Origin of the sequence: Yoonia sp. BS5-3, assembly GCF_038069655.2 — a bacterium.
Lineage (GTDB): Bacteria > Pseudomonadota > Alphaproteobacteria > Rhodobacterales > Rhodobacteraceae > Yoonia > Yoonia phaeophyticola.
Window position 1 is genome coordinate 2,015,302 of sequence record NZ_CP150951.2, and the last position, 15,402, is coordinate 2,030,703.

Consider the following 15,402-nt stretch of genomic DNA (forward strand, 5'->3'; position numbering starts at 1 on the left):
CGCGGTGCATGTCAGTCGGCAAGGTCGTGAAACGTCTTTTGCAGGGATTTTTCCCAAAACGCATCGGTTTGTAGAATGCTGACAAAACGCTCAGCTGCGCTGCCGCCGCCAAAGGCGTCATGGCGGGGGTACGACTTCCCCCATTGCGCGCGCAGGAAATCCGCGATCTTGTCTGCCTCTTGCGCATCAGCAAAAAAGACAGATGGGGATTTCGCACGGTTCGTCTGCCTGCTGCCGATATCAAGCGATGGCAGGCCAATAAACGGGGCCTCGCGTACACCCGCAGATGAATTGCCCACCATGAGGGCGGCGTTTTTCATGAGCTCTGAAAAATGCGCAAAACGCATCGAAGGAAGCACCCGGAAGCGGGCATTGGGCAGGGCGTCAATGGCCGCGAAAATACCAGCTGAGCCGGGGTCGTTATTCGGGGCGATCACAACGAAACTGCGATCTGAGGCGGCGAGGCTTGCAAACAAGGCCTCGGCCTGTGCGCCCATACTGGCCGCTTCAGATGTGACCGGATGGAAGACGCAGATACCATAGTCATCAAATGGCAGATCATAGCGCGATTTCACATCTGCAAGGCTGACGCCAGATGGGCCGGCGTGAAAATCAAGCTCGGGCGATCCGATGGGGTGGATGTCGCCTTGGGCTTCACCCAACGCCATGACCCGGCGCGCGGCATCATCAGACGATACGAAATGATGACTGGCCAGTTTGGTGTTACAGTGGCGGTAGATCTCGTCGATGGTTCCTGACACTTCGCCGCCCTCGATATGGGCACAGCGCACGTAATTCGTGGCGCAGACAAGGGCGCAGGCCAGCGCTTCGACCCGGTCGCCGTGGATGACCACCAAATCGGGCTGATGTTCTTTGAGGAAATCGGAAAAACCTGTGACTGTTTTGGCCAGCACCATATCCTGAGGATCACCCGCGCGTTGATTGAGAAACTCATGGACCGACACACCTTCGGTTCGGTGTACCTCAAGCTTGGTCAGCCCGTAGCGTGCAAGCATATGCATGCCGGTGACGAAAAATGACACGTCAAAGCCTGCATCGCGGGTCGCGATGGCCAAGGGCTCTAGCTTGCCAAAATCGGCGCGGGTGCCTGTAACAAAAAGGATGGATCGGGGCATCTTGTTTCCAAATCAACGACTTGCCCAGTAGCGTAGGCAGGATTGCATCGTCAACTTATCCCCATGTGCCAGGAAAGGGAACTGTCAGGCCAGCGCCTTGTAGTCGGTAATCAATGCGTCAAGGTCATCGTAGTAGTAGACCCCATCCGAGCCAAGCAGCAGACCGCAATCGCAATAGGACTTAATGGCATGTTCAGAATGCGAGATCATGATGATCTGGCTACTCAGCAGTTTTTCTGAAAAAACCTCTTGGCTTTTGATTTTGAAACGCTCATCGCCGACGGCCGTGATTTCGTCGATCAGATAGACTTGGAAATCAATTGCCATGCTCAGACCAAAGGCGAGCCGGGCGCGCATGCCGCTGGAATAGGTCTTGATCGGTAGGTTCAGGGATGGGCCCAGTTCGGAAAACCACTTTACATAGTCGATGACTGCTTCAGTGTCTTGATTATAGATCCGTGCAACAAAACGGGTATTTTCCAAACCGGTCATTGAGCCGTTAAAGCCACCTGAAAAACCAAGTGGCCAGGACACCATGGTTGAACGATAAATGCGCCCGCTATCGGGTTGTTCGACCCCGGCGATCATGCGCATCAGGGTCGACTTTCCGGCCCCGTTCTGCCCCATGATTGCAACGTTGCGCGCTGTCGGGAAGGTAAAGCTCAGGTCGTCAACAATCGCCTTACGCACGCCCTTGAGCTGGTAGGATTTGGAAACATGTTGAAGCTCAATCATCCCTAAACCCGCTTCTTGCGAAACAGCCTTTCGCCGGACAGGCCCAAAAGCGTCATCAAGACCGCTAGCCCAATGGGATAGGTCTGGTCCAGTACTGTGCTTTCGTAATTGATATAATAGCCACTGCGCACCCATTCGATCAGGTGTAACACCGGATTCCAGCGTAGGATCGCTATGGCCTCAGGTGGCAATAGGCTTGGGATATAGAAAATCCCCGACAACAGAAAAAGCGGTCTCGTAAGCACTTTTTCGATATGCGACCATGAATGAAACAGCGACATGATCACAGCATTTAGGGTGCCAAAACCAAACCCCAGAAACGCGGTGCTGGCAAACGCCATAAGCAATCGTTCTGGATAGGCGGGAACGTCAGCCAGCCCCAGAACGCAGAGCGATCCGTAAAAGAGCAGCATAATCAATGTGTAGGTCACAGAGATCAGGATCAAACGAGCGAATAATGCGTCGGTTTCTTTGATCAATGGATAGGTCAGGAGTGCTTTGTTGGCATCAAATGCTGTCATGAGCGTGTTTGACAGTTTGTTAAAAAACTCGAGTGTCAGGATGCCAGTGGCAAAGAAAAGCGCGAGGCTTGCACCGAAAGGTGGTTGCCGGTCGATGAGCGAAAAGATGAATACCAACAGGCCGACGCTTGCGGCAGGCGTGATGATCGCCCAGAGATATCCGATCTGGGACGTCCCAAAAGCAGCGCGCGTTTCCCGCAATATCAGTGCAGCGATGACCCTTGCTTGCACCCCGAGCAATTGGCGGGTTGTCATCACGCTCATGAAAGGTGATCGCGCACTGAGTAGACAATAAGCGTCCCGATGCCCCAGACGCTGACCGCGATGGCAATCACAAGCAGGATATTTTGCAGGCGTTTAGGATACATCGCCTGCTCTGGTTTTGCGGGCAAAGTAAACACGGCAAGATAGCGCTGCTGGCGATCTGCATCCGTCCGTGCCTGTTCAAGCGATGTCAGCGCTGATTGATATACTTGCTGCGCAAATTCCTTTTCCACCACCAGAGTTTCAAATGTCGCCAAAAGGCCGGACATGGCCGCTGTTTCTGTTGCGGCCCTGGGGGCATCACCAGAAATGGCGGCCTGGCGCGCGGCAATCTGGTCTTCGATCGCCTCCGCCTGATTGCGCAACGCCCGCAAGGATGGCGCGTCGTCATCAAGGGCCCCTTCGATCGAGGCGATCCGCGCGCGCAAGTCGATCAAACGGCTTTCTAAGCCGCCAACAAGTTCGATATCAAGCTGGGCCGATGCAGCAGGGTTGATTGAGCTTTCTTGTTCTCGAAAATCCCGTATCTGCTGCAACGTGGTTCGCAGCCTTTCTTCCGCGCGCGTCACCTCAGCTTCGGCAAATCGTACCGAGTCCCTGCGCGCCGAGACGGACAATGCATTCACCAATTCGTCTGTGTATCGCAGGACAAGCGTCGCGATTTGCTCTGCCTGGTCAGCGGAGTAGGCTTGGACCTCGACTGTGACGATGCCCGAGGTGGAATCAAAACTGGTGCGGATCATGCGCCCCCAATAACGGACGACTTCTTCGATACTCAGCGCTTTGCCCATGCGTGAGAGAGGATCGATTTCCGGGTTTGTGAATGCGCTGCGGATATCCATATCGCTCTGAAGTCGTTCGACGATGTCGCGACTTCTAAGATACTTAAGCACGATATATGAATCCGAGGTTGTCGATCCCGCGCTTGCCAACCCTGTAAGGGCGCCGATACCGTCAATGCCTGCGCCCGCATTCACGCCGCGTACGGCGAAGCCTGCAGTCGCAGCATATCGATCCGAAGCGATCACCGCGAAATAGTAGCTTCCCAAGGCGCTGGGCAGCAGGACGCAAAGGATAAAAGACAATGTGAGAATGCGGCGCCGTTTCTGGCGTGGTCGGACGGTCGTGACAGACCCTACAGCCTCAGCTTTGGGTTTGCTGGATAGCGGAATGACTTTCGGCTTGGAAGCATCGGTTTCGGTGTCTTGCGCAACGTCCTGTGTCATCGATTAAGCACTTCGTTTTAAGCCAGATTGGGCCCAGAATCGTAGGATCGATCGCAAAATGCGTCGCACGAAGTGGGGGCGGGACGGCCCGCGGCGGCGCCATTCTGTCAGTTCAGTGATCGCTCTTTCCGGTGTCGTTGGCCGTCCCGAAACACGGCTGATGTAACGTGGGTAGGTGATCAATGTGCCTGCGGCCAGTTCCGCAATGGTCAGCCTTGTGCGGCGTCTGGGGACAGCAATGATATCCTGGGTGAGCCCCCACCCGGCGTAAAACGGTTGGCCGTAGCATGTGACAGGAATACCCCTTAACAAAGCTTCAAAACCCATGAGTGATGTCAGTGTGTGCACTTCATCCACATGCGCCAACATCGCGGCTGGATCCGTATCCGTCACAATCAGATCGCAGTACTGTTTGGCGGCATCATCCTGTTTGCCCGCGCGCCTTAGCCCTGCCACCACATCAGGATGGGGCTTGTAGATGATATATGCGTCTTCGTTTTGGGCGCGGACCGCTTGCAAGAGGCCGATATTCGTTTTGACGTTGGGACAACCCGCCCGAACCGATGCATCGGTTTCGACCTGACCCGGCACCAGGATGCGCCGCTTGTCAGTCTTTGGTGGATGCCAGGTTTTCCTGCCGGTGTTATATTTCGACACCCCAGCGTTCAGTATTGCGACGATCAGGTTTTGCGCGCGTTCAACGGTCTCTGCATCGAACGATTTGTTCTGCAATATGTTTTCCAGCCGCGACGGCTTTCGGGGGTCAAAATAGATACCAATATCATCAAAAACCCATGACAAGGGCCGGATCAGATCGGCGCCCAGCCCAGATGACCGAAGAAACCCGTCTTCGATCCTGAGAGGAGTTTGGTTTCCATCAGGGGGCGTGGCCTTTTGCCCCCAAACCGCGACTTTTGTATCATTGGACGGCGCCGAACCATCGCGGATAAATTGAATATCTGTCGTCGGGAGGAACTGTTGTAGGATCCGTTTTTTCCAAGGTGAAAACCCAACTGCTTGAATCCGCATTGGCGACGTCGCCATAATATGCCGTTGCAATCCGATATGCCGGATCACGATCTCTGCCTCGCATGGGCACTGTGTTTCAGGGTCAAGATAGCGCGGGTATTTTATGAGTGCGGAATGGACCAGTTGCGCCAAGCTGGCGGTGCCGCGTCGTTGCGAGGCTTGCGGTCTATCATTGGTCAATCCCCAGCCGGAATAAAACGCGTTCCCAAAGCAATGAACCGGTTTTCCCCAAATTAACGCTTCAAACCCGATCTGCGACGTTACTGTGTAGACCGCGCGCGCGTTTGCTATCAGCCGGACGGGATGGCAAGCATCAGCAATGATCTGTACCCGCGGATTTTGCTGCAAGGTGGCGATATTGAAATGACCGCATTTGGCTTGGTTGACCTGATCCGGGTGGACCTTCAGCAAGACTTGAGCGTTGGGGTTTTCTTCAAGAGCAGCGCTTAGCATTCTGTCGAAATCTGCGCCGGCCGCACCACCGTATGAGATCGAATGGTCCCCCGCGACCTGATCAATGACAAGGACATAATCCTGGGGCAGATTGCCCTGATACTCGGGTTGGTCATTGTATTTTGATACACGTTGGTCGCGCCATAGCGCCATGAGCGCAATTGTCCGTGCCTCGTCCGTTGCCGTCAGCGGCGTGGTGATATGACTTTCAAGATCATTGGCGGCGCTGGCATCGTAGTAGACACCTTGGGTATCACATATGATTGAGAGAGGCGGATCATCCCGTCCAACCGAACGCAAGAAGCCGTCCTCGATCAAAAGGCAGTCTTTCTTATCCCGTGCAGCGATCCGAGTTGCGCGCTGTCCTGACCACTTGCGGCCCCAACCGACGATTGTTTTTGCGTGATCTTTGCGCAACCTGCTGTGAAAACGCGGCTGCATTCCAAGAAGAAGCCCCAAATGTGGATCGTCACAAAGGTCCATTGACGTAGCGGAAATCGCGCCTTTTGACCCCAGGGTGGTCAACCTGAGCCATTGTGGCAGTTTGCGTAGCCTGTTTAGTTGGCGCCGAGCCCTTGTTGTAAGCAGCGACATCAATTGACCAGCCCATCAATTGTGTTCGTCGAGCTAAGTAGCGGCGACAAGATTGTCGCGGTGAATTTTTGTAAATCGGTGGCCGGAGCATTGGCGACATAGATGATGTCCTTGTCGTGCATGGCAAAGGCGCCGGCTATGAAAAACGCCTCGGGCTCTGACAAATCCAACCGGTAGATTGTAGGTATTTCCCGCGGATCTGTTTGTTCTGGCGCAGCAATACCAGCTTGGGAAAGGCGTTGCGCCGTTTCATACCGAAACAGGAAAACGCCATCTGCATCAGCTTGGTTGTCATCCAACCCACCAGCTTGGGCCAAAGCTTCTGCAAGTGTGACGTTTTCGGTGCGAAAAGGTTGCAGATTTTGTGCGCTGACGGCACCGAAGGCCGTGAAACTGCGTGGACGGTGCCGCACCTGAATCGTATCCTCGGGGCGAAGCCAGATGTTATTGCGTGTATTGGCGAGCACCGTGTCCATACGCGCGGTAGCGCGTGTGTTGCCGCGTGTGACGATCAACTCGGTTTCAAAACTGGGGGCTTGGGCGCCGCCAGCCCGCGCGATTGCTTCAATAAGCCGAATGCCATTTGGGGGGACATCGAATTGCCCGGGGGCCGTCACATCGCCGACAACAGTCAATTTTTGACTTTCGCGCGCCACAAGTGCGACCTGTACCTGTGGGTCAATCGCTTGCCCTTGAAGTTTTTCGGTGATTTCATCACGCAGATCTTCAACGCCGAAGCCCGCGACGCTAATCCGCCCGGCATACGGAATGAAGATGGACCTGCTTTGATCGACTGTAATGGTCAGCTGGGTCTGCTTGGTCTCGGCCGTTGAGAATAATCCGTCTGATGATGCCTCCCAGATTGAGACGGCAAGTGTGTCGCCGATCCCGATATTCGGACGAGCTGGGCGGGCTGAATTCGTTCCAAACTTATCCTCAATCGAACGAATTTGGGGTTGCCCCAAAATAGCAGCATTCTGAGCCGTCATTGGGATGACGACAAAGTCGGCAGCCTCGTTTGTGGCGTTCTCAGGGATGTCTTCAGCGGCCGGCCCGGAAGAGGGGAGCGCGGCGCAACCTTGCAATAAAAGCTGAACGACCAAAGTAAAGAGGACAAGACGGTTATGCATGGTCAGGAGGCAGCTTTCATTGGGATGACGGTGTCTGCAATCAACGCCTCTGGGGAGGACACCTCTTGCAATTTTTCAAAGACTGACTGCGCTGCCACGGTCATGCCGATGTGACTGTAGAAATCCCCAGGCTTAAGCGCCTCTTGCTTGATCCACTGAATATAGTTCTGGCGCAGCTCAGGGCTCGCAACATGCGTCGATGTCCAGAACGCATCGAAATCTGCAGTGATCATCGCTAGCTTTTCGTGCGCATAGATGGCTTTTCCCAAGACCATCAACGGGACGCCATGAAAGATGGCCGAAAGGCCCGACGTGCTGTTTACCGTGATCATACCCGCGCTGTGACGTGTCAAAAGGCCAAGCGACCCGGTATCGATGATATCGACGCGGCTCGCGACGCCGCAAGCGTTTGCGACGTTGTTGATCATGGGGTTCAGTTTGTTATGACCGCGGTCCATGGGATGAATTTTGAACACCAGTCTTGTGCCCGGCGGTGCATGTGTCGCGAATGACTTAATGCTTTCTGAAATCAGTCGTTTTGAGTTCCAACCGCTAGCAAATCGCGTCAGATTGGCGTCGCTGCTAACTTGAAGAGGGACCAGATAATAGCGCTTGTCCGTATGCTCTAAGAGCTGCTGCACCTTGGCGAAGTTGCGTTCACCGCCAATCACGCGGCGGGACAGATTGCGGGCCCAGTAGAACGCCTCTTGCAAGAGCGGGGTCTGGCGATGAAACATGCCGCGACGTTTGCCAAACGTCGTCAAATTGCGCAGGATATAATAAAGTGCGCCATAGAAAATAGCTTTGCGAAAGCTGCCATAAACTTCGCCGTTTCGGGGCGGTTCGCTATTGCGTTTCCACGTCTCTGCGACCTGCCCAGCCAAAGGAGAGCTGGCATTGTTCCCCCCCGTTTCCACGGTGACAAACCCCGGGCGAATATAACCTTCTTCCAATGAGATAACATCAACATTAGCGTTTGCAGCAATATCGCGGGCAACGATATGCGCTGGCCGTTCAGAGCCAAACAGTATGATCGTCTCAAAATCGCCAAATGCCAGTATCTGTTGGAGCCAATCCGCCCAACTTTCCTGCGGGCCATTGAACTGGAGTAGATTGTGCCCCTTGCAGAAAACCCTATCACCCATGTGAAAAGAAACCCGCCAAGCATCAATGTTTTGAGACAGCAGAAAGGACTGCAATCTACAGAAAAACGGACCAACTGGCCCCTGAAGCAGTAGAATCCGTTTCGGCAAACGCTGATGACTTACGATGTCACTGGCCAAAGATCTGAACACTGAATCAGCCCGTGGCGCAAATGTTTCATGGCCGATACGCTTCCAAGGTAGTGAATGCACTTCTCACCTCCGGCTCTAAAATGTTGGCACATCCGATGTTCTTGTGGTTTGGGACGCTCTTTCTCCAAAGAGCGGAAATTAGTTAACAAACCGCGAAGATGATTGGGCTAAGCAACGCCGAAGCAAAACTTTTGCCTGAGCTTGGCTTCATATCGATTTGTTTAACAGAAACCGAGGTTGGCGCTTGACCTTATCGCATCGTCTGCGTAGTCAAACAGACGCGGCGAGTTGGCGGAGTGGTTACGCAGCGGATTGCAAATCCGTGTACACCGGTTCGATTCCGGTACTCGCCTCCAATCATTCTTCTTGACCCCAAATACCCAATGATTTCAATTAACACCATGTTTTACAGGGTGTTTCGATCTAACGTGTGCAAACGCTTGTGCGAAATTGTGTACGAAGGCGGTCAGGACCAGGACATGAAATATCTCAAGCCACGAGGCGGTTGGTACCACTTTGAACGAGTGGTCCCTACTGATGTTCGGCATCTCATTGAGCAGAAGGAATGGTGGCATTCCCTTGATACCGACAGCAAAGTTGAAGCTGAAGCCCGTTGTAGACGCAGAACGGTCGAAACAGACGAACAGCTAAAGCAAGCCAGAAGCGGCACTTACGGCCGTCTGAGCCAAATTGAGGTCGAAGACCTTGCCGCTCAATGGAGCATCGACTTTCAACTGATCAATCGTGAGAACATTGCACGTGAAGCCTATCCAGATGTCTGGGGCGAACTGGAACCCATCGGAGACGAAGCGCCCCGCCCCATCATTCGGAAGAAAACCGACCTGACACAGTATGTGACGGACTGGATGAACAGGACAGGCATCACTGCGATCACAACTGATACGCCAGATTTCGAGGCACTACTTGACGCTTGTTTGGAGGAGTACCACGTGTCCAACCCTGAGATATCAAGCCAGTGGAAGGATATGATAGCTGAACTTGGCGGCCCCACCGCCTCGACTTTCGGGACATTGAAGAGGGTCAAGAAAGTTGATCCGAGCCGCAGGCTTTCCTGCGCTTTCAAGAAGTATTTGGAAGGAAACCCAGACCTTAGTGACAGCGCGGTGTCAGACTTTGGGACTGGCGTCCGTCGTTTCATCGAGTTCTGCGGTGATCTCGACGTTGAAGAGATAGATCGAACACATGCTGAGAAATTTCGCGATGGTCTGATCCGCCTTCCTTCCCGACCGCCCAATAAAATCCGCGAACTCACCATGCCCAAGCAACTCGACTGGGCTGACACAAACGAGACAAATACTCTTCAACGCGGTGCAATTAACAAAAACCTTCAGGGAGTGAAGCTGACGTTAGACTATGGACGGGACTGTGACGCCTGATCCGATCACCGAAGCGGTGTCTGGTCGTACGCTGGCGGCAGGCGACACGCGTCTCACCGCAGGTGCGAATGGGGCCTTGGTTGGCACTTTGGCAAACGGTGACACGCTGTCGGGTACATGGCGGATCAGCGGTGGAAAGTGGTGTCGGACCCTAACACAGCCAACGCGGTTTGTAGGACCAGAGGTCTGTCAGGACGCCGCATTGGCGGATGGCCAGTTGGTCGTCATTGGTTCCAACGGTAGCCCGACGACATATGTAATCGAGTAAACGTCTGTATTGGCGATGTCAGAATAATGGCATCGCCTGTCCAGCCAATTTCCGAAGAATACAAATGAAATCAATTGGCATAGGTGGCAAAGCCTATCGCCCAGACGATAGGCTTTGATCTGCTCAGCACATCCTCAGACCGACAGGCCATTCTGGAACGATTGTATCAGCGTCAGGCAATCCGCCGTGAAATCGGTGTCCGTCCGCTAAATATTCCTGTGCTTTACGAAAGGAAGAAACAGTTGATTGCTGAATCCCGATACGATGAGATTAAGAAACCCTATGTTGACGCCGCCCTACCGATTGAATGTAGCCTTCGTTGAACAGTCGCTGTGTGCGTCGATGACAGGTCGCGGCACTCACATTCACCTTAATAGCAAGGTCTGCGTTGGTCAGGCGTCCGTCCTGTTGGAGTAGGCGAAGGATGCGCTTATCGATTCGATTAAGGGTCCCGATGGAAGAATCTTTCATAACTGTCAGATCTGGTGATATTAACTTAAACTATCCCAGAAAAGATATACGTAATACCTAATAATGATCGGCAATTTAGAAAGCACTCATCAGATAAACTGCGCTACCCTGATCCCAACAACCAAATCAGGAGACACCCATGCTGGAAAAATTTGAACGTTATCCACTGACCTTTGGCAAAACGCCGATTGAGCACCTTCCCCGCCTGACCGAGACCCTTGGCGGTAAGGTCGAGATTTACGCCAAACGCGAAGATTGTAACTCTGGCCTTGCCCAAGGCGGTAACAAGCTTCGCAAGCTTGAGTATATCGTGCCTGATGCGATTGCTTCGGGTGCAGACACATTGGTGTCCATTGGCGGCGTTCAATCAAACCATACACGTATGGTCGCGGCGACCGCTGCTAAGATTGGGATGAAGTGCCGCCTTGTTCAAGAAGCGTGGGTTCCTCACGAAGATGCTGTCTATGACCGTGTGGGTAACATCATGATGACTCGTCTGATGGGCGCAGACAGTAGGCTTGTTGATGATGGTTTCGATATTGGCATCCGTACCAGTTACGAAGAAGCCATTGAGGATGTTAAAAACGAAGGTGGCAAGCCCTACGGTATCCCCGCAGGTGCGTCCGTTCACCCGCACGGTTGCCTTGGCTACGTTGGGTTTGCTGAAGAAGTCCGTGAGCAAGAAGCAGAACTGGGTTTCAAGTTTGACTACATCGTCGTTTGTGTCGTCACTGGCTCAACGCAAGGTGGGATGATTGTTGGCTTCAAAAAAGATGGTCGTGCAGATCGTGTCATCGGCATCGACGCATCCGGTACCGTTGATCAGACCCGCGCACAGGTGAAAGAGATCGCGAACAAGACCTGCGATTTGATCGAATGCGGCTACTCGATTGAAGACGAAGACATCCACATCAACCCAGATTATGCCTATCCCGCCTACGGGGTGCCAAGCGCCGAAACCAACGATGCGATCCGTCTGGCCGCACAAACTGAGGCGATGATCACTGACCCGGTTTATGAAGGCAAATCCATGCAAGGCATGATCGATTTGGTGAAAAAGGGTTTCTTCCCCGAAGGCTCCAAAGTGCTTTACGCGCACCTCGGCGGCCAGCCTGCATTGAACGGGTACAGCTATACCTACCGCAACGGCTGATGCGGCACACAGGGTGCGCCTATGCGAAACAGGCGCACCCGCACATCTGAACACCACTGAAAGTCCATCGGCATGTCTGAGAACTCGCAACACCTGAAGACCGTTGAGCAACGCCTGCTTTGGCTGTCTCACTGGATGATCCATCATGCCAATCATATCCGCCCCAAGGTAGATGGGATCAAAGTTGGCGGCCACCAGGCGTCATCTGCGTCGATGGTATCAATGATGACGGCGCTCTACTTTTCGGCATTGCGGCCAGAGGATCGGGTTGCGGTCAAACCCCATGCGTCACCAATTTTTCATGCGATGCAGTACCTGATGGGCAATGTGCCTCTGGAAAAGATGGAGAATTTCCGTGGCTTTAGTGGGGTGCAAAGTTATCCATCACGTACCAAGGACATAGATGACGTGGATTTCTCAACCGGGTCAGTTGGGCTTGGCGTTGCCATCACATCTTTCGCATCCATGATCCAAGATTATGTAAAGGCCAAGACATGGGGCAAAGAGGTCCCTTTGGGCCGTATGGTGGCCTTAATGGGTGATGCCGAATTGGATGAAGGCAACATCTATGAGTGCCTCCAGGAAGGTTGGAAAAACGACCTACGTAACACTTGGTGGGTGATCGATTATAATCGCCAGTCTTTAGACGGCATCGTCCGTGAAGGGCTATTTGAGCGGGCTGAAAAAATCTTCGATGCCTTCGGTTGGGACGTTGTACGAATTAAGCACGGTGCGTTACAGCGGGCCGCATTTGAGGAACCAGGTGGGGACAGGCTGCGTCAGTGGATCGATGATTGTCCAAACCAACTGTATTCTGCTTTGACCTACATGGGCGGTTCGGTTTGGCGGCAACATTTGATGGATGATCTTGGGGATCAAGGCGATGTCACAGCCCTGTTGGGCAGTCGCGATGATACCCAACTCGCGGCACTGATGGAGAACCTTGGTGGGAACTGCGTTGACACCATGGCCGAGGTCTTTGCTTCTATTGATCATGACCGCCCCGTTTGTTTCCTAGCTTATACGATCAAGGGTTGGGGCACCCCGATTGCGGGCCACAAGGACAACCACGGCGGCCTGATGACCAAGGCGCAAATGCTTGATTGGCAGAACGATATGGGTGTTCTTGAGGGGCAAGAATGGAACCCCTTCGCTACGATTGAAAATGAGGCGGGCTTTAAAGGCTTCCTTGATAGGGTCCCGTTCTTTGCTGCAGGGATACGGCGTTATGACGATGACTTTCTGCCAGTGCCCAAGGTTGAGTTAGAGAACGACCGCGAAATCTCAACCCAAATGGGTTTTGGCAAAATACTCGATACCTTGTCCAAAGGTAACTCCACGCTGGCAGATCGCATCTTGACAACATCGCCTGATGTTACTGGGACAACAAACCTAGGACCATGGGTGAACCGCCGCAAACTCTTTGCACGAACGGCACAAGCTGACACCTTCAAGGACTTTAAAATTCCATCCACAGCAAAGTGGGAGTTTGCACCCGAAGGTCAGCACATTGAGCTTGGCATTGCTGAGATGAACCTGATGCTCTTATTGGGTGCCGCAGGTTTGTCTCATTCGCTGTTTGGTAAACGATTGATCCCCATCGGTACCGTATATGATCCCTTCGTGTCCCGTGGATTGGATGCTCTGAACTATGCCTGTTACCAAGATGCGCGGTTCATCCTTGTCGGAACCCCGTCTGGCGTCACATTGGCCCCTGAAGGTGGTGCGCATCAATCTATTGCCTCACCTCTCATTGGTATGTCTCAGGATGGTCTAGCCGCCTTCGAACCAGCCTTTGTTGACGAGCTTGCCGTAATCATGGAGTGGGCGTTTGACTACGTGCAGCGCGACGGCAATGGCGACCCTGATGAACGCACATGGCTACGCGACGAAACTGGTGGATCAATCTATCTGCGTCTCACCACCAATCCTATTGAGCAGCCTGGCAAACGAGCCGATGACGCCTTCGTTCAGGGGGCTGTCGATGGGGCGTACTGGCTCAGAAAGCCAGGCCCCAATTGTTCAATTGTCATAGCCTACCAAGGGGCTGTGGCACCTGAGGCGATTGCAGCGGCAGGGCTGATTGGCGAACACCGCAGAGATGTTGGTGTCTTAGCGGTGACATCTGCGGATCGTCTAAATGCAGGTTGGACCGCCGCCCAGCGCGAACGTGCGCGTGGCAATGTCAAAGCGCAAAGTCACGTCGAAAAGTTGTTGAGCGATCTCTCTGGCAACTGCACAATCGTAACTGTAATTGATGGTCATCCTGCGACCTTGTCATGGCTGGGTGCCGTGCATGGTCACCAGACCATTCCACACGGCGTGGAACACTTCGGCCAGACAGGTTCCATTGAAGACCTGTACCGACACTTTCGCATTGACCGCCATTCCATTGCGGAGTCGGTTAGTGAACTGACCGTCGGGGATCGATCACCATCAGCAGCGTGGAGGTCATTGTTGCCATCATAGCTGCCCTTTACGAAAGTTCGAGTGCGGTAGAAACATTCGAACTTAGAATCCAATTTTCGAGCAAATTTGCTACAACAAAATGCTACGGTTGGGTGATCCCAATTGCCATATAGTTATAATTTATATTGATTTTATTAACATAGGCGTATCCTTCCTACGTCTACGCCACTTCATCTGGCACCCGAAGCCCTCTGGTGAAGAATTGTGTGAAAACGTGTGCGAAGACGAAAGTTTGAAAGTCAATTAAGTCATTGTTATTTAAAGATTAAGAGTATTCACTTCTTGAGTCCGGTACTCGCCTCCATTTCTTTCTAAATCAATGGGTTGGTGCTTTGGTTGTCGGGTGTGACACAAAGGGAGACACACCCAATCATGTTATCATCCTACCTCTGCACATCTCGGCATGGGGTTTTCTATTTTCGTTGGCCACTTCCACGTTACAAGGATGGAACTCGTAGAACTGTGAGGATAACGTCCCAAAGTGCTAGCTCGTTTGGGGCAGCGTGCTCTTAGAGATAACCGAATGGTACTACGGTTTTCGTTTTGCCATGAGCTCGGCAAGGGGTACCGGAAGTAATAAATCCCATGCCTTGAAGAACTTACATAAGATGCAATCTTCATCTGTTGTGTTCCACCTATGTGTAACACCAGATATTCAAGTATCTAAGTCATTGCGTTTAAGAGATATGGTGGAGCCTAGGGGAGTCGAACCCCTGACCTCTTGCATGCCATGCAAGCGCTCTCCCAACTGAGCTAAGGCCCCATCGTGGTGATCTTTGATCACCGGGTGCAGCATTTGCTGCGGGTTGCTGTCTACGCAGCACCCCGGGCGAGATCAAGTGCTAATCGCGCCCGGATGACAGGAAATCAATCCTCGTCTTCTGTTGGCACGTCCGCCAATTCATCCAGCGATACCGTATCTTCGTCATCATCTTCGAGAACGTCATCACCCAGATCGACGTCATCGGTGTCGGTGTCGTCATCATCAAGCACCAGATCGTCTTCGTCGCTGACGTCTTTTGCCTTGGCCGATTGCGCATCCTCGGCGTCGGCCACCATGGTGCGGGTTTTGGCCGTATCAACGGCGACTTCTTTGCCCGTGTAAGGGCTGACAATTGGTGTCGCGTTCAGGTCGTAAAAGCGTTTGCCGGTTTCGGGGCAAAGTCGCTTTGTGCCCCACTCTTCCTTAGGCATAGGCTATCCCTTCAAAATCTTGCGCCAACCCTTGCGGGTGATCGGTGCCAACTGCCATAAGCAGGGG

The 15,402-nt window shown here is 53.1% G+C and carries 13 protein-coding genes and 2 tRNA genes; 5 read left to right on the plus strand and 10 right to left on the minus strand.

The features are described 5' to 3' along the window. Positions 1–11 precede the first annotated feature (11 nt). The 7 genes from neuC to AABB29_RS10130 form a co-directional block, all read right to left on the minus strand. Entirely contained in the window at positions 12–1,136 is a 1,125-nt protein-coding gene (gene neuC / locus AABB29_RS10100) for a UDP-N-acetylglucosamine 2-epimerase (RefSeq protein ID WP_341367040.1), read from the minus strand. Positions 1,137–1,220: 84 nt separating this feature from the next. After that, complete coding sequence (locus tag AABB29_RS10105) at positions 1,221–1,871, minus strand: ABC transporter ATP-binding protein (RefSeq protein ID WP_341367039.1); 651 nt, start codon at positions 1,869–1,871, stop codon at positions 1,221–1,223. A gap of 2 nt (positions 1,872–1,873) precedes the next feature. After that, positions 1,874–2,647, minus strand: a complete 774-nt coding sequence (locus tag AABB29_RS10110; RefSeq protein ID WP_341367038.1) for an ABC transporter permease — start codon at positions 2,645–2,647, stop codon at positions 1,874–1,876. A gap of 5 nt (positions 2,648–2,652) precedes the next feature. Further along, a complete protein-coding gene (locus AABB29_RS10115) occupies positions 2,653–3,882 on the minus strand; it encodes a hypothetical protein (protein WP_341367037.1) in 1,230 nt (409 codons plus the stop codon). Between the two features lie 3 nt (positions 3,883–3,885). Continuing rightward, entirely contained in the window at positions 3,886–5,958 is a 2,073-nt protein-coding gene (locus tag AABB29_RS10120) for a capsular polysaccharide biosynthesis protein (protein ID WP_373636488.1), read from the minus strand. Then, a complete protein-coding gene (locus tag AABB29_RS10125) occupies positions 5,958–7,088 on the minus strand; it encodes a polysaccharide biosynthesis/export family protein (RefSeq protein ID WP_341367035.1) in 1,131 nt (376 codons plus the stop codon). The genes AABB29_RS10120 and AABB29_RS10125 overlap by 1 nt, the downstream gene beginning before the upstream one ends. A 2-nt stretch (positions 7,089–7,090) precedes the next feature. Next, on the minus strand, positions 7,091–8,233 hold the full coding sequence (locus AABB29_RS10130) for a hypothetical protein (RefSeq protein ID WP_373636489.1): 1,143 nt from the start codon (positions 8,231–8,233) through the stop codon (positions 7,091–7,093). A 432-nt stretch (positions 8,234–8,665) separates the two neighbouring features. On the opposite strand from AABB29_RS10130, the gene AABB29_RS10135 reads away from it, so the two are divergent. The 3 genes from AABB29_RS10135 to AABB29_RS10145 all read left to right on the plus strand — a co-directional run bounded on the left by AABB29_RS10135 (position 8,666) and on the right by AABB29_RS10145 (position 10,048). Continuing rightward, a tRNA-Cys gene (locus AABB29_RS10135) sits at positions 8,666–8,739 on the plus strand. 123 nt (positions 8,740–8,862) lie between these two features. Then, entirely contained in the window at positions 8,863–9,780 is a 918-nt protein-coding gene (locus tag AABB29_RS10140) for a DUF6538 domain-containing protein (protein WP_341367032.1), read from the plus strand. Further along, positions 9,770–10,048 carry a hypothetical protein gene (locus AABB29_RS10145; RefSeq protein WP_341367031.1) on the plus strand — a complete coding sequence of 93 codons (279 nt, stop codon included), beginning with the start codon at positions 9,770–9,772 and terminating at the stop codon, positions 10,046–10,048. Before AABB29_RS10140 ends, AABB29_RS10145 begins: the two co-directional genes overlap by 11 nt. Positions 10,049–10,318: 270 nt before the next feature. Here the strand turns inward: AABB29_RS10145 and AABB29_RS10150 are convergent, their stop codons facing one another. Next, positions 10,319–10,519: a winged helix-turn-helix transcriptional regulator gene (locus AABB29_RS10150; RefSeq protein ID WP_341367030.1), complete on the minus strand. Its 201-nt coding sequence runs from the start codon at positions 10,517–10,519 to the stop codon at positions 10,319–10,321. 139 nt (positions 10,520–10,658) lie between these two features. Here AABB29_RS10150 and AABB29_RS10155 point away from each other — a divergent pair, with 139 nt between their 5' ends. Continuing rightward, positions 10,659–11,672 carry a 1-aminocyclopropane-1-carboxylate deaminase gene (locus AABB29_RS10155; protein ID WP_341367029.1) on the plus strand — a complete coding sequence of 338 codons (1,014 nt, stop codon included), beginning with the start codon at positions 10,659–10,661 and terminating at the stop codon, positions 11,670–11,672. Positions 11,673–11,744: 72 nt separating this feature from the next. Further along, a complete protein-coding gene (locus AABB29_RS10160) occupies positions 11,745–14,141 on the plus strand; it encodes a transketolase (protein ID WP_341367028.1) in 2,397 nt (798 codons plus the stop codon). Positions 14,142–14,828: 687 nt separating this feature from the next. Here AABB29_RS10160 and AABB29_RS10165 read toward each other — a convergent pair. Both AABB29_RS10165 and AABB29_RS10170 read right to left on the minus strand, forming a co-directional pair. After that, a tRNA-Ala gene (locus AABB29_RS10165) sits at positions 14,829–14,904 on the minus strand. A 104-nt stretch (positions 14,905–15,008) separates the two neighbouring features. After that, positions 15,009–15,335 carry a TIGR02300 family protein gene (locus tag AABB29_RS10170; protein WP_341367027.1) on the minus strand — a complete coding sequence of 109 codons (327 nt, stop codon included), beginning with the start codon at positions 15,333–15,335 and terminating at the stop codon, positions 15,009–15,011. Positions 15,336–15,402: the final 67 nt, after the last annotated feature.